The organism is Klebsiella sp. JN_Kp122 (genome assembly GCF_040062085.1).
Classification (GTDB): domain Bacteria; phylum Pseudomonadota; class Gammaproteobacteria; order Enterobacterales; family Enterobacteriaceae; genus Klebsiella; species Klebsiella aerogenes.
Window position 1 is genome coordinate 83,247 of record NZ_JBEAHW010000047.1, and the last position, 24,986, is coordinate 108,232.

Genomic DNA, 24,986 nt, shown 5'->3' on the forward strand with positions numbered 1-24,986 from the left:
TGACAAGGAATTGACAATGAGTGAACGCTCTCATGACCGAGGTAATAGCCTTGCGATGGTCATATATAATCTACTCAACCCGGTGCCTTACGGCTTTTTTATCGCCGGTCTCATCTTCGATATTATTTATCTCTACAGCACTAACGTGATGTGGGGAAAATGCGCCAGTTGGCTTATTGCCCTTGGCCTTATTTTTGCCATCATTCCGCGGTTGATTAATCTGGCGCAGGTCTGGTTTTTTGCTCCTCGACGCCCGGCGGCAAAAATTGATTTCTGGCTAAACCTTATCGCTATTATTGCCGCGTTGGTAAACTGTTTTGTTCATAGCCGCGACGCCTGGGCGATTGCGCCGCAGAACGTAATCTATTCATCGATTACCGTTATCTGTCTGCTTGTCGCCAATATTATCAGCTCCACTTGCCTGGCTAATAATAAGGGGATTCGCCATGAATAAAGTATTACTGCCCCTGCCCGTTATGCTCGCCACCGCGCTTGCCCTGTCCGGATGCGATGAGAAAGCGAAACTCAGCCCGGATCAGCAGGTAGGGCCCGATCCCGTAATGCCGAAGGCCCAGGATTTCCTGATGCCGCCGATGCAGGTTCCCCGCGGCGTGGGCTGGAAAAGAGATGGACAACCGGCGGTTGCCCAGGGGCTGAAAATAGAAAAAATAGCCGATGGATTCCTGCATCCCAGAATGGTCTATGTCCTGCCAAACGACGATATTCTGGTCGTTGAAAGCAACGGTCCTGGCGAGGAACCGCTGACTACGCCGAAACAGCTGATTGCCGGGATAGTGAAAAATCAGTCAGGCAAAGGTGGAAAAGGCGGGAATCGCATTACGCTATTGCGTAAAAACGCCAGCGGCTGGGAGAAACATATTTTCCTTGAACACCTGCACTCGCCTTTCGGCGTACAACTGATTGGCGATGATCTTTACGTCGCCAATACCGGCAACATCATGCGTTATCACTACCAGCCGGGGGCGACACATATCAGCGATGCGGGGAGCGAACTGGCTGACCTGCCCAGCACCGTCAATCACCACTGGACCAAAGCGTTACTGGCAAGCCCGGATGGTAAGAAGCTGTATGTGGGCGTCGGCTCGAACAGTAATATTACTGAGAATGGACTGGATATTGAATATCGTCGCGCCACCGTTCTGGAGGTTGATACGGCAACCGGCGCAAGCCGTATCTTCGCCAGCGGTATCAGGAATCCTACCGGACTCGGTTGGGAACCACAGACGGGCAAGCTTTGGGCCATTGCCAATGAGCGCGATGAGATCGGCGCCGACCTGGTGCCCGATTATTTAACTTCGGTGCAGGATGGCGGGTTTTATGGCTGGCCGTGGAGCTATTTCGGACAGCACGTTGACCGCCGCGTACAGCCGCCGCGCCCGGACATGGTCGCCAAAGCGATCAAACCGGATTATGCCCTGAGCTCCCACGTCGCGCCGCTGGGAATGCTGTTTTATACCGGAAACATGTTGCCGCAAACCTATCAGGGCGGCGTGTTTATCAGCGAGCATGGCAGTTGGGACCGTTCGCCGCTGAATGGTTATAAAGTCAGCTTCGTCGCTTTTAAAGACGGCAAACCGGTTGGTAAACCACAGAGCGTGATCACCGGCTTTGTCTCTCGCGATGAGAAAGAGCTGTACGGCGCGCCGGTCGGACTCGCGCAGGATAATGAAGGGGCGTTAATCATTGCCGACGATGTCGGTAATACCGTCTGGCGCGTCAGCGCAAAATAAAATATCACTATCAATTTTCCGGCTTCCCGCGGTCAGGGGAGCCTTTTTTATGCCCTGAAATTATTATCCATAGATATTGCCGGGAATAATGGAGAAAACAAAGTGATAAGCTGAGTTATCAGGACCGCTATCGTAGTTGACTACACAAGAACAGGTTGCTGAGAAACATTCATCATCAAAGAGACGTAGAGCAGATGAACCATTTATCCGCAATCAGAACATTCGTTAGCGCCGCTGACTATAAAAGTTTCAGCGCCGCCGCCAAAGCCTTAAATATTGAAGTATCCACCGTCTCTCGCCATATTTCCGAGCTGGAAGAGTATTTACAGGTGACGTTGTTTAACCGCTCAACCCGTGGATTAGCATTAACCGAAACCGGGGCATTTTTTTACTCGCACGCCCAACAACTGTTATTACAATGGGAGGAAACCCGTCAGTTAACTTCCGCACTGGATAAACAACCTTCCGGCCTGCTGCGGTTAAGCGTACCCAGTACCTTCGGCCGTCTGCACGTGATGCCTTTTGTTGATGAATTTCTTCGCCTGCACCCCAACATTTCGCTGGATATTAGTTTTAACGATGAAGTGCAGGATCTGATTGAAGCGCGCATCGACCTGAGTATTCGCATCGGCATTTTGCCTGACTCCTCGATTCATGCCCGTAAACTGGCTTCGCAGACGCGTTCAGCCTGGGCCAGCCCGCAGTGGATTGCGGAAAACCGCCCTTCTGCCACGCCGGGCGCCGACCAGCAGCAGATCAATATCGTGATGTTTTCTCGTCTGCATGGCGCCGGTTGGTATACCCGTAAGATGGGTTCAGAAGATGAATGGCAGCGCATCCCGATTAACTACCGACTGAGCGTTAGCGATAGCGCCGCCATGCTTTATGCCTGCGTCAATCACACCGGGATTGCGATTTTACCGAACTGGCTATCGCAGCAGGCAGAAGAACAAGGGCTCATTCAACGGGTATTCCCGGAGTGGGAATTTAGTATGTTCCCTAGCGAAACCGCCATCTGGATGCTGTACCCGCAAAACAGGAGAGTGCCGCATAAAGTCCGAGCCTTTATCGACTTTATGGTTGAAAAGATTGGGATGCCGCCCTACTGGGAGGAGGAGACTCATTAATGACGAGAGAAGTTGAAGCAGGGATGTGCCGGAGGAGCCCAAAGCAAAAAGGGGTTACCTTTCGGTAACCCCTTTTCATATTTGGCGGAAGCGTAGAGATTCGAACTCTAGAACCCTTTCGGGTCGCCGGTTTTCAAGACCGGTAAAATATCATTTAAAATCAATGAAATAATGCAAACTACTGGTATAGTGAGACATTATCACGCCCATATTTATCAGTAAGTTATCCACTTCTCCGCAGATAGTATACCAACACTTTTTGTTTACCATCTGAATCGATTGACGTCTAAGGTTGTCAGGGCTGCAACAGCACCCATGGGCTAAAACCGAACCTTGTCGGACTCAAATCCGCATCCTTATTTTTGGAATAGCATTATTTGTTCATCTAAAAATGCAACTGTTCAATTTTCACCCAACCTCGAATTAAACGAGTTTATGACTACATTTAATCAGTGAAATGTTGTGTCTTACTGCCTCAAGCACTCTGAAATGGAATTAAATCAGTATTCACATAACTAACAAATGTATATCTGTATTTTCCTAAAAGTGATAATTATCAAGAAGTTCAAGTCTTTTTCTTGCTGGATGTAAATTTTTTGTTATATTCATTTGTAGATGTAAATGCACTTAACCCATCACATGATTTTGATATCGCAACCGATGAGGAAGTTATGAAACTTACCCCCGTAATGAAAGGTTTAGCCATAGCCGGCTTGCTGTCATCGATCAGCCTGTCAGCATGGGCGGAAGTCGCGGCAAAAGAAGCGACCGCCGCCACCAAACAAGCCAACGACGCCCTCTACAACCAACTCCCCTTCTCCGACAACACCGATTTTACCAATGCTCATAAAGGTTTTATTGCCGCACTACCGGCCGAAGTGATTAAAGGCGAACAGGGTAATGTCGTGTGGGACCCGCAGCAGTACTCTTTCATTAAAGAAGGTGAAAAAGCCCCGGATACCGTCAACCCGAGCCTGTGGCGCCAGTCGCAGCTGATTAACATCAGCGGTCTGTTTGAGGTGACCGACGGCGTCTACCAGATCCGCAATCTGGACCTTTCCAACATGACCATCATCGAAGGTAAAGAAGGCATTACCGTCGTTGACCCGCTGGTATCAGCGGAAACCGCAAAAGTGGGCATGGATCTGTATTACAAAAACCGCGGTAAGAAACCCGTTGTCGCCGTTATCTACACCCACAGCCACGTTGACCACTACGGCGGCGTGCGCGGCGTGGTTGATGAAGCGGATGTGAAATCCGGCAAAGTAAAAATTTACGCGCCGGCTGGCTTTATGGAAGCGGCCGTGGCAGAAAACATCATGGCCGGTAACGTCATGAGCCGCCGCGCCAGCTATATGTACGGCAACCTGCTGAAACCGTCGGCGACCGGACAGGTCGGCGCCGGCCTGGGCACCACCACTTCTGCGGGTACCGTTACCCTGATTGCCCCAACTAATATCATTGAAAAAGACGGTCAGAAAGAAGTTATTGACGGTCTGACCTATGACTTTATGCTGGCGCCGGGTTCAGAAGCGCCATCGGAAATGCTGTGGTTCATCGAAGAGAAAAAACTGATTGAATCTGCAGAAGACGTGACGCATACCCTGCACAATACCTATTCGCTGCGCGGCGCGAAAATCCGCGAACCGCTGCCGTGGTCCAAATACATCAACGAAGCGATCGTTCGCTGGGGCGACAAAGCTGAGATTATTATGGCTCAGCACCACTGGCCGACCTGGGGCAACGAAAACGTGGTCAACCTGCTGAAAAGCCAGCGTGACCTGTATCGTTATATTAACGACCAGACCCTGCGCATGGCCAACGAAGGCCTGACCCGTGACGAAATCGCCGCCAAATTCAAACTGCCGGATAGCCTTGCCAATACCTGGGCCAACCGCGGTTACTACGGTTCCGTTAGCCACGACGTAAAAGCCACCTACGTGCTGTATCTCGGCTGGTTCGACGGCAACCCGGCCACCCTCGACGAACTGCCGCCGGAAGAAGCGGCGAAGAAATTCGTTGATTACATGGGTGGCGCGGATGCCATCATGAAGAAAGCGAAAGAGGATTACGATCAGGGTAACTACCGTTGGGTTGCGCAGGTGGTCAGCAAAATCGTCTTTGCCGATCCGAAAAACCAGGATGCGCGTAATCTGGAAGCCGATGCTCTCGAGCAGTTGGGCTATCAGGCTGAATCCGGCCCGTGGCGTAACTTTTATCTGACCGGCGCGCAGGAACTACGTAACGGCGTGGTGAAAGGCCCGACCCCGAACACCGCCAGCCCGGATACCGTGCGCGCGATGACCCCGGAAATGTTCTTCGACTATCTGGCGGTCCACATCAACGGCGAAAAAGCGGGTAAAGCAAAATCGGTATTCAATATCGATCTCGGCAACGACGGCGGTAAGTATAAGCTGGAGCTGGAAAACGGCGTGCTGAACCATACCGCTAACGCGGAAGCGAAAGATGCCGATACCACTATCGCCCTCAACCGCGCCACCCTGAATAAGATCATCCTCAAAGAGGAGACTCTCAAGCAGGCGGTGGATAAAGGTGATGCGAAAATCACCGGTAACGCCGATAAGCTCAATGAAATGCTGGGCTATATGGATAAGTTTGATTTCTGGTTTAACATCGTTACGCCATAACTGATTTGACGCCTAAATTGATATCTAAGTCCAGATATAAAGTCTGGACTTTTTTTGCCCTAAGATTTGCATACGCCATTATTTTTCCATCCCTTCATGTTTAAATTTGAGCGTAATCTGAACAAATTTACCCTGAGGAAATGTTCGCAACACGGTCATTCTCACAGTGTATTGATTTAAATGGTGAACCTGGTATGCGGTGACTGTTGGATTGTGTTTTGCTTCCTTTGCATGACGTTAATTTCCGCTTATCGCTCAATGCGGACTGTCAGATTTGATTGCATTCTGCATACACAAATTGTCAGTTGGTGTCTGAACAAGTAAACATGATTACTGGATTGCTAATGCAGATAATTGCTCCTCCAGTTCGTCTACTCGCTTAATCAATACTTGTACCGCAGCCAGTGTGTCCATCATTATCACGTTATTATCTAACTGAAGGCGGTCGTCATCCACCCGTTCACCGTTGCGCATATATGCCGTGTTAGTCTGCTTCACATACTGCGGATCAACGTCCCGCGCCTGCTGCGCGATAATTCCCCGGCGCGTCCTTCCCTGCTCGTCGTCGTTATAGACGAACGTCACCAGCTCAAGCGCCCGGATACGGTCGACAGATAGCTGTCCGTCCGTCGGTTTAATGTCATGCTTCATGCGCGCGTCGGACGTTCCCTGGAACTGGACGTTACCGTTCTGGCTGCTGTAGATCCTGCCGTCGCTCAGGAACTGCCACCACTGCTGGTTAGCGTTGAACCCCTGAACGGTGATCGCTAATCGGTGGTTTGTTCCCACCTGTTCCTCAAAATACGCCGCCGCCATTCCGGCCTCTGCGCCTTTACTGTCTGCGCCTCGCTGTTTGAACCTCCATGTCATGTTAGGGGAGTTAATAAGAGTGCCGTTAGCCGGCGCGCCAGGTTCGTCAAATCGCGTAGCTACGAACCCCCACCAAATATTGCCCTCGACAGTGTTAGCCCCAAACGTCCGCTGATTACCGTATACACGCCAGCCAGGTGACACGGCAAGCGCGCCGTCTTCGGCGATGATGCGATGCGTGTAGTCAGCCGTACTATTGCCATAGTGAAAATCAATGTAAGGCGTTGGTGCGGTTAGCTCGATATGAGACCCGGCAATCTGTACGCCGTTTAAATTTCCGTTAACCGTTAGGTTCTTGTCGACCGTCAGGTTGTTTTTAAAGGTGCTGCTTACATTCCACGTCTGCGCCTGCGTCCACGTGTTGGTCGCCGTCGTCTTCGCTACGTCCTTCAGCGCTGTGTCGATGTTCTGCTGTCGCGTGGCGTATTCGCTCAGGAACTGCGCCCACGATTTTACCGTCCCCGTTGTACCGTCCGGCTTCGTGACCGTCACGTTCCCGGCTCCAAATAAAAACTGCTGTTGATTTGCTAAATCCACATAAGTGCGGTCGAAACATTTCTGGATGCTGGCCGCTAATTCGTCACTAATTATCGCCATATTGTTAAGGGTCCCGAAGGACCCCTCCTGTTAAAGTAGGCTTATCGCGTTACTGTTGCGCGCGACAAAAGCGTCGAAGCGCATCAAAGTACGAAGTTCCATTGAACCGTTACGGTCGAGATAACATCCGAAGCGGACAATCGCATCACCAGTTCCAGCCGGTACAATAAAGCGGAGACTTTCTATCGTCGCGTACCCTTCCTTTGACGACCAAAATATTTGTCCGTCAATAGATATCGCCGTTGTCATCGGCCCACCGCCGGAAGTATCGCCACCTGGGCGCATAAGTATTGCGTACCCTACGTAGCCCGGATTGAGTCCGCCATCCGCGCCGGACTGATAAGACATACCAGCACGAAGGTCGCCGTACTTATCCGCCTGACGTAATGCGCCTTTGATATCGACTACTTGATCAAATCCCTGCTTACGAATACGCAGAAGATCCCACCACTGCCATGTTGCTTTTGGCACACGGTTGTACGTGGCCTTGTAACAGTTGATTGCGAACGAGCCAACGTCACCCTCAATCCGCGACGCGTACACGGTGCCGTTAAAGTAACCATCATTGGCACGTACGGTGCCGGTAAATACGCCGTCCGTCGCGAATACCCTACCGCGGACCGTTACGTCGTTGAACTCTGCGCCGCCGCCTTTCGAGATGCTCCACCCTTTACCCGCCTGGCCTGGCTGGTAGTTCGTCGAGCGGATGTTGTCGGAGATTTGCGCGAAATCGATAACCAGGTTACGAGCCATCGCCTGCTGAAAATAAGCGCCGTTCCCGTCGATACCGAAGACCATATTTTTTTGATCGCCGTTAGGCACATAAACGCCAAACGTATCAGCCTGGACTAGGAACTGTGACTGGCCGCTGCCATTAATCCCCAGCTGAAGACCAGCCACGTAGTTATTACCACCTGAAGACGTGCTGACCTTCACGCCCCACTGCGCTCCCAACTGGCCGTTTAAATCCGCCACGGTGGATGCCGTCTGCTGAACGGTTGCAGACATATCCCCGACCTGCGAGGTCAGCGTGGTGATTTGCTCCGTGGTTGATTTTTCCAGGTCGGCAACGGTTTTGTTCGTCGTGGTGATTGCCGCGCTGTTGTCGCCAATCATGCTGCGCATCTGGTTAAAGCCGTTCGCCATCGCCAGGCCGTTAGATGCAATGGTTTCGTCCTGCTTCGTGATACGCGACTCTGCATCACCCACACGCGAGCCGAGGCTGGTGATTTTCCCTGCCTGCGCGGTGATATCCTTCCCTTGCTGGGTCACGGTCGCTGTCAGCTGGGTAACGGCGTTCGCGGCGCCGGTGGCAGTATCCTGCGCCTCCTGTGCGTCGGTCACATCGACAATGCTGATATCGTCCAGATACAGCGAATAACCGGCTCCACCATTCGGCCCCCTGGTGGAGATCCACATCTGCGCAATGCTCCGGTCGGCACCGACGGTCGCTACTCCCGTCAGGAGAACCCATTTGCCGCGCGAGATGTTTGTCTCGGAGATACGGACGGCTTCCGGCCACTGGTTTGCGCCGCCATTCTCTCCGCGAGCAAAGAGGCCGACAGACACGTTCCAGCCGTTCGGTGTCGACATATCGCTGGCCATGTAAGCCCAGAGAGAAAACCGATACTTACCGCCACCGCGAACAGCAAGCCAGTTCCCGATCATCTTGTCGCTGTTGCCGTTCTCGCCGTTGTTACGCGTGATTTTGAGCGACTTCTGGCCATTGCGGTAAACATCGGTCGAGACGCGCGCCAGCGAGCTGCTGCCCAGCTGCTGGTTTGCGGTGTATGACTCAAAGGAACCATCACACCAGGGGTTTAATCCCTGGCTCTGCAGCGCACCGATTGAAGCGTTGACCGACGTGATCGCGCTGGCATTAGAGGCTATATCTTTTCCCTGCTGTGTCACGGTCGACAGCAGGTTAGATACAGCGCCAGCCGTGGCATCGAGATCGACCCGGTCAGTAATATCGATAACGTACACATCGTCGATATAAATTTCGCCTGCATTCAAAAACGCGTTGATGCTGACCGACATGGTGCCGTCTTTAGTGGCGGTGTACGTGTTGCTGTACTCCTGCCATACGCTGCCAGTAGGCATTGTGGCCGGGTCGAAGCGCGCCTCAGCGATTACAGAGCTATCGAGGTAAGCAAATCGAACCTTGTTATTCGGCTGCGTATTCGGTTGCATAGTCGACCCGGCCTTAGCCCGCAACCACGCACCAAACTTGTACGTCCTGCCCTTAACGGCAGTAATAACAGTGTCGCTCGACAAAAGAGTCGCGTTGGTAGCAGCGACATATTTCACGATTTTTTTGCCGCTGTGTGGATTCTGCGCCGACATCACTGTCGCCTGTGCTGGCGCGGTCCAGTTGGTGAAGTCACGCTCAAATCCCCCGTTTAAAATCAGGTTGCCCGTGATTTTGTTATCCACGTCAGCCATCGCTGCATTCAGGCTTGCAGAAACGGCGGTCGTGGCGCTGGCATTCGCAGCAATATCCTTGCCCTGCTGCGTGACCGTCTGCTGCAGCTGCGTGACCGCAGACGTATTCGCATCGATGGCCACCGCATCGGTGATGTCATAGATGGCGATATAGTCAATCTGAATGACCGACGCGTTCGGGTAGCAGTAGAGCGCAAAAACAGAACCATCCACTGTCGCCGACGATGGCGCGCTAAACTCAGCGGTGTACGTCGCCCAGGTATCCGTGGCGGAGAACTGGCGGTTTTCATAAGTCCCGGCCACATTCCCCAGGTAGTTAAACCGGCGAACCATGAAATTCATCGCGCCGGATACGCCCTTCGCCTTAACGATGACCTGGTAGCGGCGTGGGGTATTGTGTGGCAGCGGCGCTTTCTGGTTAGCAAAGAGGCCGGTATACAACGTGCTGTCGAGCTGCGTCATCTGGACGCCGGGTTTACCGTCGCCAAAGTCGCCAAACTCCACCTTGTTACGCGTATTCCCCTGGACACCCCACAGCGCCGATCCGCTCATAAAATTAAAATCGTTTGCCAGGTTCTCGCCGCGATTGAGCATCGCATTCACCGCGCCGGTGACGGAGGTGATCGCCTGGCTGTTCGTTTCAATTTTCCCTTCCGCTGCCGTGGTTCGTTGCGTCAGGGACTGAATTGCGCTGCTGTTCGCGCTCTGCCCGGATTCAAGGTTCGACACTCGACCTGTAATGGCTGTAATAGCCTGGCCCTGGCTGGTGATAGTGTTGCCCTGCTGCGTCACTTGCGCATCCAGTTGGGTGACGGCACCGGCGGCAGCGTCGGCAGCAGTCTGCGCACCCTGCGCGGCGGTGATCTCCCGGCAGTGGAAATCAGTTGCATACCATACGGAGCCATACGGCGCGTTCTGGTTCACCTGCAGGAACGGGCGCATATATCCGCGCGGGAAGTTAGCCGGGACCGTCCAGCGGTATTTTTTCTCCGTCCAGGTCTGAGTGGGCGCAACGCTACCCGGTAACGCAGCGTACGCAACGGCACCCGTATTCGGTCCCGTAGCCGAGCCGATGTACATGTTAAATGCGGCGTTGGAACCTGCCTTTGCCGCTACCCAGACCGAAATCTCGAATACCTGTCCCGCTTTTACCGGCCACGGTGGCGTATTGAGCTGGTGATCGCGCGAGGCCAGTCGTGCTACATAGCGACGCGGAGCGCCTGCCGGGATGTCAGCATCATACGGGATTCCATCATCGTCGTTGCTGTCTACCGTATCCCGGCGGGTAAAGCCCATCGATGGATATGCGGGGTCAAATGTCGGGTTCAGGATGTAGTCGCCACCCGCTGCCGTCTGCGAATTCAGAGCAACATTAATCCCGGTGATCGCCGTTCCCTGCGATTCAATTTTCCCCTCAGCACTGGTGACGCGCGTATCAAGCTTGCTCACGGCATCGGCGGTGGCCGCTTTGGCCAGCCCTTCCTCAACCGTCGCTACGCGTCCTTTCAGGCTGGTTATGGCCTGGTTCGCCGCCGTAATATCCTTGCCCTGTTGGGTCACGGTGGCGCTGAGGTCCTGTACTGTCTTGTTATCCGCCTTCTGATCAATCCGCTTGCCGAGGTCAGTATTCACCGTATCGACTTTATTGCTGACCTGCGTAATCTGCTGGCCCTGGCTGGTGATGCGGTCGCCCTGCTGTGAAACAGTTTGCGATAAACCAGAGATCGCCTGGCCGTTCGCGGCAATCGCAGAATCAGCATTCTGCTTATTCTGGTTAACGGTATTGGTTAACGCCGTCGTCCGCTCCGCCTGCGCGGTAATATCCTTACCCTGCTGCGTGACGGTGGCCTTCAGGCTATCCAGCGCGGCGGTGGTGGCTTTCTTTGCCACCTCGGCATTAGTGGCATCAATACGCCCACCCAGGCTGGTGATCGCGCTGGCGTTGGTGGCGATGTCGTCACCGTTCTTCGTGACCTGCGACTGCAGGTCCTGCACTGCTGATGCATCGGCTTTACCAGCGATACCGTTTGAGGCGGTCAGCATGAAGCCCTGCAGGTAAACGCGAGCGGTCGACGGCGTCCATCCTCCGCAGGCCATGCGCAGGTAACACCACCTCCCTTTGAAGTCATTCGGGATCGTGAACGTCAGCGTGCGGGTCTGGTAGCCGGTGGTGATACCCGCAAACCAGTTATTGTCCTGGACAAGCCAGTTAGTCGGATTCCCCCAATTCTCAATCAGGCCCATCGTAAAATTCTGGGTCCCGATACTGATCGTCGCGTCGTCCGTCTTGAATCCGAAGGTGAGCGTCAGTACCTGACCGGCTTCGACCGGGATTTTTGTTCCGTTGGCGATCCGCATCGCCGGCTCGGTCGTGGTGAGACCTTTCATCACCGCGTCATAGACCGGAGCACCCGCGCCGGTGCCGGACAGCTGCCAGTTATCCGCTTTATTAATCAGGTCGCCATTCAGCAGGAGGTTGCCGGTCGTAATCTGTGACTTGAGCGCCGTCGTCTGCTGCGCCGTGGTGGCCAGCGTATTCTCGGCAGTCGTGACGCGGGTCGTCAGTTGCTGGACGGCATCCGAGCTGGCGCTGTCTGCCGGAGCCTGGCTCCAGTCGCTCACAATATTGCCGGATTCAAACATCGGAGAGCTGATCCACGCTTCGCGCGCTGCAGCTGCGCCGTCGAGTCTGGCCACAACGAGATACGCCGTCCCGGACAAGCCAGGTTTGCGTTTGTATTTAACCCAATAGCGGCTCCAGGACGTGGAGAGCGTCACGGTCACATCGCCGTTATACCCGGCTGGACGCTCCACAATAACGCCCTGGCTGGTTTCAGCGCGGATAGTGGCATCCGGCGTATTCAGGAAACAACGAACCGACGTCTTGTCCGTCTTCGCTTTCGCATAGAACGACAGAACATACTCGGTACCGTCAACCGGCGCGGCCAGCGTGTAGTCGAGGACGGCGAAATCAGTCGCTCCGGCGGCACGCGTCAGGATGCGAACCGCGTTACCCCGGTAACGTTCGGTTGCAGATGGCGATTTGCCGGTCAGTTCCCCGGAGTTGGGTATCAGGTTTACGCCACCGATTCGGATGTTATCAACCTTCGATTCCACCCCGGCAATCTGGCTGGCGTTGGCCTGAACTTTGCCGTCGATAGTCTGGACGTCACCCTCGATTTTCTGGATGACCAGCGTATGGCCAGCAATGACGCCGTTCGCTGAAACAAGGTCCGCTGCAACCTGATCCGTTTTCGAGGCAGTCGACTGCAGGTCGCTCGCTAGCGTATCCATACGCTGGGTCGCCGCTGCAGTGGATTTATCATAATCGACGCGCAACGTATCCACGCGGGAGCCGATGGCCTTCTCCGCCGTCACGCGGATTTTCCGCTCTTCGAAAAGCAGGCCAGAAACCAGTTTATTCGGGTCTGTCCCTTCCTCGTTGCCGCGCAGCTGCACCGCCAGCTGGTTACGCTCCATCGCCTCAGCTGAGTCGGCAGCAGTCATCGCCGTTTTCAGGCCCTGAATCTGCGCCTGCGATGCACCAGGGGTCGGACGCCCAACGGCCAGCCAGTTAACGGCATAGTAGTTATCTGCGTCAGCCGCTCCCCCCTGTGAGAAGTCGAGACGCAGGCGACGGATGCTGCCGGAGGCCTGCCACGGGATATCCGGGATCGCGATAATGCTGATGCCGGTGGACGGGTCAAAATCCGGTGCTGGTAGCACCAGGCGGCGTCCCTCGGTCCAGCCGGTTTCATCAGCACCAATCCAGTACAGCCGACCGCCCCAGGCCGGGTTGCCGACTTTCTTGATGCGCAGGCGAAGGTACTTATAGGCGCTGCCGTCAATCAGCGTGCCAGCGCCGGATGGGCTGCGCATGGTCGAAATGGAATCGGCAGGAAGGAGCCACCCGTCATCAGTTACCGGTAGCGGTTTCGTGCCGCCGTCGTCAGAGCTCCACCCCTCGTTGTCCTTGTCGAAATACCAGATTTTGAGACTGTCGAACTGCTCGCCGGTACCGGCTGAAATCGACGCCATCTGCTGCGCCAGGCTGTCAAAGCCGTCCTGCATGGTGACGTTCGTCGTCTCAATCGCCGCTTCAACTTCGCGTTTGGCACTCAGCAGGTTATCGGCAGCCTGCTTCGCCACGGCGGCATCGTCCGTTTCAGCTTTCGCCACCGCTGCAGCAGTGTCGCTGGCTGCTTTCTGCGCATTGGCGGCGTCGGCAGCAGCGCGGTCTTTCACTTCCTGCGCCAGCTTGTTGGTCGTGTCGTTAGTTTTGGCGATGTTGGCAGCCAGGTCCTTGCCCTGCTGCGTGACGATGGCCCCCTGCGCGGCGACATCCTTCGCCGCCTGGTCAGCGGTTCCCTGGGCGGCGTCTGCAGCCTGTTGCGCGGCGTCGGCGGCAGCACTGTTGTCCTGGATACCTTTGTTCAGTTCCTCGTATGTATCCGAGCCTTTAAGCGCGTCGTCGAGCTGCTGGTAATAATCAGAAACGTTATCGCTGGACATACCATGCACCCAGTCAGTCCACGGCGAGGCATTGCCCAGGCGGTCAACCAGGCGTGCGCGGTACCAGAACTGCGTGGCAATCTGCAGGCCCATCTGCTGATACTGTTTGCCCGGATACGCTAAATCGGTCAATGGCATCGCGCCGTTCCCGCTCTGGTCCGGGCTGTACTGCAGTTCGGTTCGCTGGCTATCCTCTGCGCCTGCAGGGAATTCCCAGCGAATTTCGATACCTGCGGTCAGTGAAACGGTCGTCAGCGCCAGCGGCGGCAGCGGCTCGCCGACTTTCCCGGTCAGGGTCTTCTCTTCCGAGTACGCCCAGCCACTGGAAATTTCCGCCGCGTTGATCGCACGGACTCGCACCAGATAGCGACCGGCATAAATGCCGCTGACCTCAAATGACGTGGTCGAGCTGCGCGGCACATTAATCCAGTTGCCGTCATTGCGGCGCCACTGCGCCTCATAGGCGATAGCGTTTTGTACCGAGTCCCAATTGGCCTGCAGGGTTTCGACGCTGATCCCCTGATTCACCACAGAGAAGGACGTCAGGAGGATGCCATCAGGCGGCGCCTGGTTACCAGGGGGAACAACACTGACCGGACGCTGATCAATTATGGCGCCCGTATCGATGCGCGCGTATTTGTCCGGATCATGCGACGTACCTGTAATCGTGTAAGTCCCGTTGTTGTTATCCTTAACGCCAACTACACGATACTGCTGCAGGAAAAGATCATCAGACTCAATAGCCCATACTGATTCGGCCTCGGGAGTCTCGCTGAATGCCGTGGTAACAGTCACCTGCCGGCGGCCATTTATTGACTGAATAGTCCGGCTCTGGGAAGTACCGGAAGGCAGGTTAACCTGCAGGCGATCTCCGGCATTAGCATCAATATCCCTGTCCAGGATGATAACCCGCCCGTCTACTTTACTGATGCGGCCGCCGTTGACTTTCCCGGCCAGCATTTCATCGGCTACGCCGATAACGTAACCAGGCTGAGGAATTTTACCATCCAGGCCGACATCAAACGTCACCATGCGATCTTTGTTATTGGTTAGGATCCCCCACAACCCTTTCCTGTGAGCCTCTGATTGTCGAGTGCAACCGATCGCCGTTAGCTCGAGCTGATTAAATCCGTAGCGCGCGACAAGCTCTTTTACAAATGACGGCTCCATTGCATCAGAAAAGGCGTTGGCCGGATCTGACCACGATACAAGAGCATTGGTATAGCGGGTTTTACTGGTACTGCTGGAATAACGGAATTTGCCATCAATGACGTTGGCGCGGGTATAGGTGAAATCGATATCGCGCGGCATATCCGCCAGCGCGATAATCTGTTGACCGTTCCAGCATGTCATTCCACGGAATATGGCGGCAAAGTCGCGCAGCACCGTATAGGCTGCATTGCGATCCTGAATGTATACGTTACAGATATAACGCGGCTCCAGGCCATCACCGCCCTTACCATCAGGAACAAGCTGGTCGCAGTATTGCGCAACCTGGTACAGCATCCATTTATCGATATTGGCAGCAGTCAGCCGATTGCCAAGACCGAAGCGGTCGCTAACCACCAGATCGTAAAAAATCCATGCGGGGTTGTCAGTCCATGCCCATTTAAACGAGCCCGTCCAGGTTCCGGTATAAGAGCGGGTTTCAGGATCATAGGTATCAGGGACACGAATAACCCGACCGCGGGGCTCACATGAAATCTGTGGAATGGAGCCGTTAAACTGACTCGAATCAAACTCGATATATAGCAAAGCCGTGTTTGGATAACGCAGCTTCGCGTCGATAACTTCCGTATAACTCAGCAGCGCCATATTGTCGCCAATCTTTGCGCTGTTAGCATCAGGAGTTAATTTGCGCAGACGAACGGTCCATGTTGCGCCGGCCCGCGGCAAATCGATACGGTGGCTTCGCTCATACCCTGAAGTGGTTTTCCCGGTCACCGCCGTATCAACCACTGTCTGCCAGCTACCGCCATCGGTCTGTAAATCGATGGCGTATTTCACGGTGTTGCCGACGAGATCGCCATCATCTTCCTGAGTAAAAAGAGCCGACCATTTCAAACGCAGCCGGATAGCGGACAGCTGGGTATTCGTAAACGTGTGGGTCCAGGCCGTCTGGCTTGAAATGTCCGTGCCCACGCTAATTTCATTCTCGGTACCTGGAATACCCTGAATATAGTTTTGCGCCTGAGTGCCCGGACGAAACTCCCAGGCCACGCCGCTAAAGTTTTGTGAGCCGTCGGCATTCTCGATCGGGGTACCATCGAGATAAATATCTTTACCCGTCAGGCTACCAGCAAACTCTCCCTCACCTAAAGCAACAAGAATTTTCGCTTTCGCAATGGACTGTAAATCATCCGGCTGTTCTGTGGGTGTGCGCTGTTTAGAGCTGCCGCCTTTGCGCCCTTTAATGATGTTCGCCATATTTTACCCATAAAAAAAGCCGCCTGTTGGCAGCCTGAAAGGTTAACTACAATGCGTTGAATTACTGCTGATCTTCCACGTAGATCCCAGCAGAGATAATGGCTCCGCCAATTCGTCGTTTTCCGTAGAGAAGGGGAACTGGATAACCCTGTGAGGCTGTATTGGTCACGCTGCCGAATGCGTAAGAGGCTTTGTTATCGTCGGATTGTTTACTGGCTAATCCTGCAGGTTGTGGAGAAAGCATCTGAATAACACCACCAGCCATCATTCCCACACCCGCGCTTACCATAGCAGTACCTATTGCCCCGCCCACACCTGTCCAGGAAGTCATCACCCCTACTACAACCCCAACAGCAGCTAACACAGCTCCAAATATTGTTTGAAGCATTCCTGCTTTTTTACTACCGATTAATACAGGGATAATACGAATTTCTTCTCCGGATATTGGAAATGCTAAATCATCCTCTCCGATATTTTTATCATTTTTAAATACAGCATATGTGAGACCTTTTTGCTCACTTTCATTTAAATATCTTTCGAAACCATCTATTGTACAGCAAAGTGCTCTAATGGCCTCTTTTGTATTTCTTACAAGTCGATAGTGGACTTTCCCAAAGTGCTTCCCCAGCACTCCACTAATCACAATTTTTGTCATTACTTCTGGCATAAAAAACCCCAACAAAAAGGCCGAGCTAACGGCCTTATAGGTTAAATATCAGGATATTATTTAACTCGCCACATTCGATATTGACCGACTGCTCCAATTTCAGTTTTATACTCCTGATAGTCACCAACTGCATTAAGCTCTAAAGATTTTCTCCATGAAGTCAATGCACATTTAAATTTAACAGATAAGTTATGATGACCATTAGGAACGTATAAATCAACATATTGATTTTTTTGTAATCCTGCAATCTCTTTATCATCGACCTTAAGCACTAAGGGGCAATCTTCACCTAATGCGGCACCGGATAGCTGAGAAACACGATGAACACGAATTTGCGTAGAGTTTGAGGAAGGTTTTTTATATTCAGTAGAATATAGTGTTTTCGTCTCCTCAAAAGGATTACTTGAACAGGCAAATAAACTAGTTACGCATAATAATAAAATTATCTTTTTCAATTTAGTACCACTCCCTTTGATTTTGGAGAAAGGTTAGCACAATGAATGATAACGCAGAACCTTCATAGTCCTCTCTAACCAGTAACCGCCATATGGCACCCGTTTACTGAGGTGACCATAAAGATGGTGCAGCAGCATATTCCCCTCCAGCAGGATCCCGGCATGATTCCACTTATCCGACTGAACCTGCATGATGACCATATCCCCGGATTGTGGGGGCCCATCAAATTCACGGAACCCACATTCATACCAACAATCGTGGTAAAAATTATCGGGATACTGTTTTTCCCACCAGGGATAATCGACGCGGTAGTCATGCAATTCTATACCATGAGTCTGCCGGAAGTAGCTCATTACCAACCCCCAGCAATCATAATGGCCAAGCACAAACGGTCGCTCAAGTAACGGTAGTTCCCCTCGAGGATGGATAGTACGAAAATCCCCTTCCGGCCAACTGATGATATGCCAGGGCATCAGGGTCGCATCACATTGTGCCTTGTCCAGTTCGCTCGGCTGGGTCGTGGCGTCCGGGTGACTGTGTACGATCCCAGTCACTACCCCCCAGTCCTCAGCGGCAGCATAATCCTCAGGCGCCAGAATAAAATGCTCAGTTGGTTCACCGGCAATGTTACGGCACGGGAAATAGCGCACTACCCGGCCTTTCTGGGCGACTAGCCCACAGGCCTCTCTCGGGTATTCCGCCGCCGCATGTGCCTGTATCGCCTGAATGACTTTTTGACGCATATCAGCTCCTGATTAATGAAGTCCCCGGGAACCCACCGAACGGCAATTCACTGGTGTCACCGTGCCTCAACTTACATGCTGTGAGGGTACCGTTGCAGACGTCCTTCGAGGGGTCATCGACCGGCTTATTGTTTTGGTCAAAATACCGCGAGCCTGCGTAATCACAGCCATCACCAGAACGATACTTATTCCGTATGCACCAGGTACACAACGAATGCAACTGGCGGGTGGGGATCATCATGCCCTGTAGGTCCATCGGGCTGGCAAGGGTGAACTCCACCACCTCATCCGTTTCATCGGTTTTCGCATCGATATACCAGGTTTGCAATTTTTCCTGAGTGGGATCGGCGGTAGCATTGCCGGAGGGAAAATTACGGGGATCGAGGTACTTTGCCAGCGTATCGTGGATAGTGACTTTTGCCTGCATCAGATCATCATAATGCAGGCACAAAGCAGTTACAGACGCATCAAGGTTAGCAACCCGTAACGTAGGCTGGGCATCCGTCCCACTAGTGGAAGCCTCAATCCCCTCTATCTCACACGGCCAGGCTTTATATTCAGTACCCTGCCACCAGATACTTTTTGCAGGTAACTTATCCTCATCCCCTCCTGCAGCAATTATTTCATCTTCTGTATGGGCAATATTATGCGAGTGGAAATACAGAACATTATCTAGTCCAAAACTACTGCCATCAATTTCAAATAGCCTGATTTCATTACCAGGCTCCAGCTTTTGATAATCAGAATTTATCATGGTGCAAATGCCTGCTCAAATGTTGCGGTGATGGTGATGATTTTCTTTCCCTGAATAACTTTTTGCAGACTGTCCGCTTCAACCCGCCAAAGTGCTAATTCACCTGATGGTGGTTTAAAGGAAAACGATTTAGTTTTATGGCGACGCAAAAATTTATAAATATCCAGCGCAGTATCAGGGTCGCCGGAAAATGAAAATTCATAACTTAATGCTTCATCATTTATGCCATTCCCGGATACCTGGGCATAACCGTCACCAAACTGAACCTTACGAATATTATCTTTGCTTTTTAGCGTCGGTTGGCTGGCAGCCTGAATGCGCCATGAGAATGTTTCAATTGCCATAAATTACCTGCGGTTATTAGCGTTCCAGATAAGCCCACCGGGACGCAGCGCTTTGGCAATCCCATCCTGCACGGAGCGGTTAACAACCTGCTGATAGGCCTTTCCAACAGCATCAGTATTACCCTGCCGCTGATCATTACCTGTCTGCTGAGTTGTCACACTGACTGGTGCATAGACATTCACGCCACCAGCGAATGCGCCTGCAGGCGCACCACCAGCGCCGACATATCCGCCGGAAGCATAGCCTTTCATCATCCGATAAAGGTTACTCACGCCGATGCGGCTGGTTGCCTCTTTGGTGAAAACGAACTCGCCGCGGTGGACAACCCCGGCGGGCTCGTATTTCCCCCCATGCCCGGTAAAACCGCCCCCATCAAAACCGGAAGGACGATAGGAAGGAACGGCATACGACGGCCCTGACTTCGGGGAACTGGAGCCGCCGCTGATCCACCCCATAGCCGCCTGAATGGTATAGGCCACGATCAGCTGATTGATGACCTGAACAATCATCTTCAGAATGGATGTGGTGAATTCTTTAAAACTCGCCTTTCCGGTTGTGGTCAGCGCTGTCAGCTGGTTGGCAAGACCACTGAATGTGGCCTGAGAAATATCTTTCACAGATGAGAAAACATCTGTGGCCGAATCCTGATACTCCGCCCAGCCCTGCTTCGCACCGGCGAGCCAGTTACCGCGCAGTGCATCCTCGGCTTCATAGGTGGCTTGCTGTTCCGCCAGCACCTTCCGCTGCGCATCAGGGTTGAAGGCATACGTTTCACTCAGTTTTTCAAGCGTGGTCCTTCTGTTCGACTCCCTACCAGAAAGCCCGTCGGCCTGAGCATTGATCCCCGCCCTCAGCGCGCTTTGCTGTTGGGCGAATTTAGTAGCCTGATCCGCCAGATTATTCAGCTTTTGCTGCCGGGCGACCTTATCACCGAGATCGGCCAGCTGGCGTTTGTATTCCAGCGTTTCGTTTTTGTGGGCGAGCAGGGATTTTTCCTGCGTGGATAACTGGCGGCGGCCGGCGGCCTCCTGTAAAACGGCATACTGGTTTTCCGTCTGCCAGAGGTCACGGCGCTGCTTACTGATCACATCGTTAACGTCAGTATGCTGCTGCAGGGTTTTAAGCTGCGCCTGCAACGTCAGCAGCTCCGCCTGCGCCCCTTCCTCAGCCTTGTTGCCAGCGGGTGTGGTGTACTGCCTGCCTTTCGGCGTTTTCGGCGTTTTACGATCTTTGTATTTCTCATCGATACCCGCCCGGATTTTTGCGATATCGCTATCCGTCCAGCGGGTGGCGATCCCATCGGTGGCATCCTGTTTGTTTTTCGCAACCAGCTTATTAAATTCTTCCTGAGCACGGGCTCGCTTCTCGGCAGGCTTAAGACCGGCATCCAGAAGCTGATTAAACTGCTGCTGGTTCCTTATTGCCTGTTGCTGCTGGTCGTTGCGTAGCTTCTCGCGGGCGGCGGCTAAACCTTCCTGCGCGTATGCTTTATCGGCCTCATCATAAGCCTGTTTTTTGAGAGACAGCTGCTCGCGCGCATTCCGCAGACGCTCTGCATCCGCTTTCACCAGCGGATTGTTTCCCGCATAGTCAGGATCGACTTTCAGGTTGGACGACAGCGCGCGGTATTCCTTTTCGGCTGACTGCCAGTCCGCAAAAGCCCCCTGCCGCTTCATAGCCGTATCAGGATTGCGACCAATACCCATCATGGCATCCCAGGCGCCGCTGGCGGCATTTTTCACCCAGTTCCACGCGGTTTCAAGTGTCCCCAGATTTTCCTTCACCGCATTCGCACGCTGGATAACGCTGTCGGAATAGGCCCGCATTGCGAGCTCTGCAGCACGCTGTGAATCCCCCATCGCCTGAGCAGCTGAAATCTGTTCAAACTGGCTTGCGGTCAGAAAATGCAGCGACTCATTCAGCGTTGCAACCGCATTAACCGGATCATCTTTCAGCCGTTTGAACTGGTTAATAGTTTCATCCACCGCCTGGCCGGTCGCCTGCTGAAGCCTTGCAGCCACGTTGGCAACGCGCTCGACGTCGGCGCCACCGAATGCCCCACTTCCGACAACCTGCGCTAATACGGCTGCCGCGGCGTGCTGAGTGACTCCATTTCCTGAGATGTTCCGCGCCAGCGCCTGCAGTTGTCCCGAGGTTTTCCCGGCATAATTCCCGGTGAGAATGAGCTGTTTGTTAAACTCCTCTGCTTCCTTCCCGCCCTCGTACCACGCCTTCCCCAACAGAACGACGGATGCCGCTATACCACCGACCACGCCGGCGATCCCCAGTCCGCGTAGCGTCATCATTTTTTCGAGCCACCCGGCCTGGTTCGCCAGGGTTATCCCGGAGCCACGCAGCGCGCCGAAGTTACCACGTAATAATTCCCCCGCCAGCACGCCAAGTTCCCGACGTGCGCCAGCGCTCTCGAGACCAAGGCTGTGCGTGGCGACCTTTGCCGCTTCCAGTTTGCGGATATAAACTTCAGCGGCATCGCCGGCGCCCACCTGCGCCGCTTTCATTCTCAGGAGCTCTGTACCAGACAGTTTTTGCTCGACAACCTGCGCCTTCAGCTGGCGAAGAAATTTCTCGCGCGCCTGGTTCGCTTTTTCCTCAACCTGCTGTAGTTCTTTCTGCCGCGCCGTGGTGCGGGAAATCAGGGAGAGATAATCGCCCTGAGTGATGTTCCCCTGCGCGCGGGCCTTACGAAATTGTTCCTGGACACTGGCCAGCGACCGCGTTTCACCACTGAGGGATCGAACACCATCTATTTGCCGAAAGAACGACTCCGCCAGCGCATCCTGCCGACGCGCCAGCGCCTCAGCCTGCGCATCGTTCTCCCGATAGCGCTGGTTTAACCCTGTAACGCGCTGGTAAGTCTCATCGACCGATTTGGAGACCCGCTGCAGTTCGCTCTGAAGCCCGGCGGCGGCATCCGCCTGCCGCTTCTGCATATCAGACACAGCCCCTGCGCTGGCGGCGCTGGTGGTTTTCAGCGCGCTGATTTGCGCCTCTGCCGCACTACGCATGCGCGTTTGAACTTTGTCCGATTCATCCGCCATACCGGACAGTTGCCCCTTAATCCTGGCGATCTGTTCGGTAAATGTGGCGCTGTCGACATCCAGGTTAATGACAAGGTCGCTAATCTGCTGGGCCATATCTGGTGCCTCCTGTTATTCCCTCTGCGGCCAGCATCATGGCGTCATCGTCCTGCACATTATCCGCTGCTACCTCAGCAGAAGGGGACAGCAAGCTGAAGTGTGCAGGGGTGAGATCCGGATCCCGGTATAAGAAGGTTGAAATGGTGTATAGCAGCCCGGAGAAATGGGCATCGAGTTGCGCGTCCTGGAAATAACGCTCCCGGTAAAAGTGATGCCAGTCGCCCAGCTCGGAGGACGTCATGCCAGCAAGCATGGCGCGCCAGTCGGGCCGCCCGAACTCACGCGCCAGTTTCAGGACAAAATCAAGCTCGCTGGCTAGGGCTTTTCCGCAGTAACAGGTTCATCACCCAGCGCGGTGGCATCAATATCTTCATCCGTGGATTGCTCTTCTTCGGCAACAGGCGCCAGCATGCCGGAGAGCAGCTTGATCTGCATTTCCGCTTTGCCAATCGCTTCCGCCGGCCAGGTACTCATCACCTGCTGGTGGAGTTCCTCTTCAGATGGCCCCTTCGGATCGTTATGCCAGAGCGAGAGCGCAATCAGGCGCGCGCCTGCGCGAATACTCATGCTGACCAGCCCGGCGGACATTGTCTGGTCATCCACGTCATCAGAAATTGCGGATAAGGCTTTTTCTTCTGCGGCCAGATATTCGAGATAAGTAATGCGCTGCAATGCCGACAATTCGGTGATTGGCACCGAAGCGCCGTTATGGGTAAATTCGTCTTTCTTCAAAAACATGCTCATGCCTTTATCCTCAGGACGCAGTCACGGTGGTCTTGCAGGTCGCCACAAAATTACCGTCATTGCTCATGACAATAATGTCTGCCGCGCCAGCCGCCACGCCGGTGACAATCAGAGATTTACCACTCACTGCCACAGTCGCCTTCGCGCTATCAGAGGTCGCCGCACGGAAAGACTGTTCCGATGCACTGGCAGGCAGGAAGGTGACGTTTAGCGTTGTGGTAGCGCCGACGGCTACGCTGGCCGTTGCCTTGTCGAGTTTGATGCCGGTCACTGCGATCGGCGGGTTGCCGCTTTCTTCAGCCAGTTCCGGTTTCCCGGTATTGGTGATTTTTGCGGTACGCGTGATCACTTCCTTCGCGGGGATGGCTTTACCCAGGCTACTGCACCAACCTTTGAACACATCCACGGTGCCATTCGGATACTTAATTTTGTACGCCCGTACAGAGCCATCGACAAACCAGGCCACCAGCGATTTTTGACCCTCCTCTCCCGGTTTCCAGGCCAGCGTTAATGATGTATCACCTGCCGATTTTGCCCCCTGGGCGGTAGCGGTCCAGTCCGCATCTTCATCATCAAGATAGGTATCATCGTAGGACTCAGCCGTCATCTCACCCGGCGTCAGCTCCTTAATTTTTGCCAGGCGTTGCCAGTCAGCATCGGACAAAGGGTTTGCATAAGCGTCCCCGGTCCCCGTGTACAACCAGAGTGTAGTTCCCGCCCCTTTTACCGGAGCAAGTGGATTAGGTGTTGGCATAAATCCTCACATGTCATAAGTAATTGAATATTTCATATCTGCGGAACTCCAGAGCCCGAGGCTGTCATCCCTCTGATACTCATAGCCCTGTTGCACCATCACGGTAATCAGTCCATTCAGCGTGGGGATACCTGATATTGCCGGGTAAACCCGAGTTTCCATCCATTCATCAAGTTCGGAATCAGGCACCTGGGCAGGAAGGAAAACTTCAATATGTAAAGTGGCCTGCCAGGTATCAGCATCCAGCTCCTCCCCGGTGTATTCGGCATCAGTCAGATAAACCGCCACAGCAGGAAAATCTTCTTCCTCAATGACAGCCGGACGACCATCAAAAAAAATGGCGCTATTCCCTATCATGCTTTCCAGGCCATCGATCACGGCCTGGCGTATTTCGGTATGTTTCATCGTTTAAGGTGTAACCTCAGTTGTTGCTTGAGCGCAGCGGCCAGTTGCTTTGGCATCTCGACATCAAGCATGCGTTTCTTTTCCGCTTCGAAAGCAGTTGTAAGCGGCGCAGCCAGTGGGATTTTCACAACATCGATGGGGTAGCGATTTTTACCTTCAATACGCTTCATGACATGCCAGCGACCGTTGGCTAATTGCTGAATGAAAGAGTCCCTGAAAAGATATTTCCCGATTTTCAGGACACTCCCTCTCCGTAGAAGCGCCCCTTTCTTTCTTGTTAAGCGGACTTGCGCGGCACCAAGCTTGATTGCCGGTAAGTTTCCCCGGTTGACCTTTATCCTGGCGTTCATCCGGCCATTAGAGGATGCTTTACTGACTCTGACCCGCTGTTTAACCAGCTTGACCGGGATACCTTTCACGCGGTTATCGCCCGCTATCGTTTCGTTAGCCACTTTTCGGGTCGCTGCGGTAACGGCAGTTCTGGCGACGCGGTTGATTGCCCAGGCGCTGGCCTTAGGCACCATATTGCGATCAAGGCTGTTCAGGTTCGCAATGACTTGCTCCAGCCCCTTAATACCCATAA

At 53.6% G+C, this 24,986-nt stretch carries 17 protein-coding genes and 1 tRNA gene; 4 read left to right on the plus strand and 14 right to left on the minus strand.

The genetic code is table 11. The features are described from left to right. Positions 1–16 precede the first annotated feature (16 nt). From ABLU78_RS21325 to ABLU78_RS21335, 3 genes are all read left to right on the plus strand, one after another. Positions 17–454, plus strand: a complete 438-nt coding sequence (locus ABLU78_RS21325) for a DUF2231 domain-containing protein (protein WP_048228617.1) — start codon at positions 17–19, stop codon at positions 452–454. Continuing rightward, positions 447–1,751, plus strand: coding sequence for a sorbosone dehydrogenase family protein (locus ABLU78_RS21330; RefSeq protein WP_045365482.1), 1,305 nt, complete (start codon positions 447–449; stop codon positions 1,749–1,751). Before ABLU78_RS21325 ends, ABLU78_RS21330 begins: the two co-directional genes overlap by 8 nt. A 194-nt stretch (positions 1,752–1,945) precedes the next feature. Next, positions 1,946–2,878 (plus strand): LysR family transcriptional regulator, encoded by a 933-nt coding sequence (locus ABLU78_RS21335; protein WP_046884160.1) that lies wholly within the window; start codon positions 1,946–1,948, stop codon positions 2,876–2,878. 82 nt (positions 2,879–2,960) lie between these two features. Here the strand turns inward: ABLU78_RS21335 and ABLU78_RS21340 are convergent. After that, positions 2,961–3,115 (minus strand) — tRNA-Ser (locus ABLU78_RS21340). A gap of 434 nt (positions 3,116–3,549) precedes the next feature. Here ABLU78_RS21340 and ABLU78_RS21345 point away from each other — a divergent pair. After that, entirely contained in the window at positions 3,550–5,526 is a 1,977-nt protein-coding gene (locus ABLU78_RS21345; RefSeq protein WP_157194952.1) for an alkyl sulfatase dimerization domain-containing protein, read from the plus strand. Between the two features lie 330 nt (positions 5,527–5,856). Here ABLU78_RS21345 and ABLU78_RS21350 read toward each other — a convergent pair whose 3' ends face one another. The 13 genes from ABLU78_RS21350 to ABLU78_RS21410 all read right to left on the minus strand — a co-directional run bounded on the left by ABLU78_RS21350 (position 5,857) and on the right by ABLU78_RS21410 (position 24,984). After that, on the minus strand, positions 5,857–6,993 hold the full coding sequence (locus ABLU78_RS21350) for a tail fiber domain-containing protein (RefSeq protein ID WP_157194953.1): 1,137 nt from the start codon (positions 6,991–6,993) through the stop codon (positions 5,857–5,859). Between the two features lie 30 nt (positions 6,994–7,023). After that, positions 7,024–16,377 (minus strand): carbohydrate binding domain-containing protein, encoded by a 9,354-nt coding sequence (locus tag ABLU78_RS21355; protein ID WP_348820660.1) that lies wholly within the window; start codon positions 16,375–16,377, stop codon positions 7,024–7,026. Between the two features lie 61 nt (positions 16,378–16,438). Continuing rightward, positions 16,439–17,044 carry a tail assembly protein gene (locus ABLU78_RS21360; protein ID WP_047043725.1) on the minus strand — a complete coding sequence of 202 codons (606 nt, stop codon included), beginning with the start codon at positions 17,042–17,044 and terminating at the stop codon, positions 16,439–16,441. 56 nt (positions 17,045–17,100) lie between these two features. Beyond that, a complete protein-coding gene (locus ABLU78_RS21365; protein ID WP_072269120.1) occupies positions 17,101–17,499 on the minus strand; it encodes a hypothetical protein in 399 nt (132 codons plus the stop codon). A 33-nt stretch (positions 17,500–17,532) separates the two neighbouring features. Further along, positions 17,533–18,243 (minus strand): C40 family peptidase, encoded by a 711-nt coding sequence (locus ABLU78_RS21370; protein WP_047043727.1) that lies wholly within the window; start codon positions 18,241–18,243, stop codon positions 17,533–17,535. A gap of 1 nt (position 18,244) precedes the next feature. After that, on the minus strand, positions 18,245–18,997 hold the full coding sequence (locus ABLU78_RS21375; RefSeq protein WP_047043729.1) for a phage minor tail protein L: 753 nt from the start codon (positions 18,995–18,997) through the stop codon (positions 18,245–18,247). After that, positions 18,994–19,341, minus strand: a complete 348-nt coding sequence (locus ABLU78_RS21380; protein ID WP_131066628.1) for a phage tail protein — start codon at positions 19,339–19,341, stop codon at positions 18,994–18,996. The genes ABLU78_RS21375 and ABLU78_RS21380 overlap by 4 nt, the downstream gene beginning before the upstream one ends. 3 nt (positions 19,342–19,344) lie before the next feature. Continuing rightward, complete coding sequence (locus ABLU78_RS21385; protein WP_348820661.1) at positions 19,345–22,497, minus strand: phage tail tape measure protein; 3,153 nt, start codon at positions 22,495–22,497, stop codon at positions 19,345–19,347. Further along, positions 22,481–22,753: a phage tail assembly protein T gene (locus ABLU78_RS21390; protein ID WP_015367370.1), complete on the minus strand. Its 273-nt coding sequence runs from the start codon at positions 22,751–22,753 to the stop codon at positions 22,481–22,483. The genes ABLU78_RS21385 and ABLU78_RS21390 overlap by 17 nt, the downstream gene beginning before the upstream one ends. Positions 22,754–22,815: 62 nt before the next feature. Next, positions 22,816–23,244, minus strand: coding sequence for a phage minor tail protein G (locus ABLU78_RS21395; RefSeq protein ID WP_080959414.1), 429 nt, complete (start codon positions 23,242–23,244; stop codon positions 22,816–22,818). A 10-nt stretch (positions 23,245–23,254) separates the two neighbouring features. Then, complete coding sequence (locus ABLU78_RS21400; protein WP_059304629.1) at positions 23,255–23,998, minus strand: phage tail protein; 744 nt, start codon at positions 23,996–23,998, stop codon at positions 23,255–23,257. Between the two features lie 6 nt (positions 23,999–24,004). Next, positions 24,005–24,403: a phage minor tail U family protein gene (locus tag ABLU78_RS21405; RefSeq protein WP_157194955.1), complete on the minus strand. Its 399-nt coding sequence runs from the start codon at positions 24,401–24,403 to the stop codon at positions 24,005–24,007. Beyond that, entirely contained in the window at positions 24,400–24,984 is a 585-nt protein-coding gene (locus ABLU78_RS21410) for a phage tail protein (RefSeq protein WP_157194956.1), read from the minus strand. The genes ABLU78_RS21405 and ABLU78_RS21410 overlap by 4 nt, the downstream gene beginning before the upstream one ends. Positions 24,985–24,986: the final 2 nt, after the last annotated feature.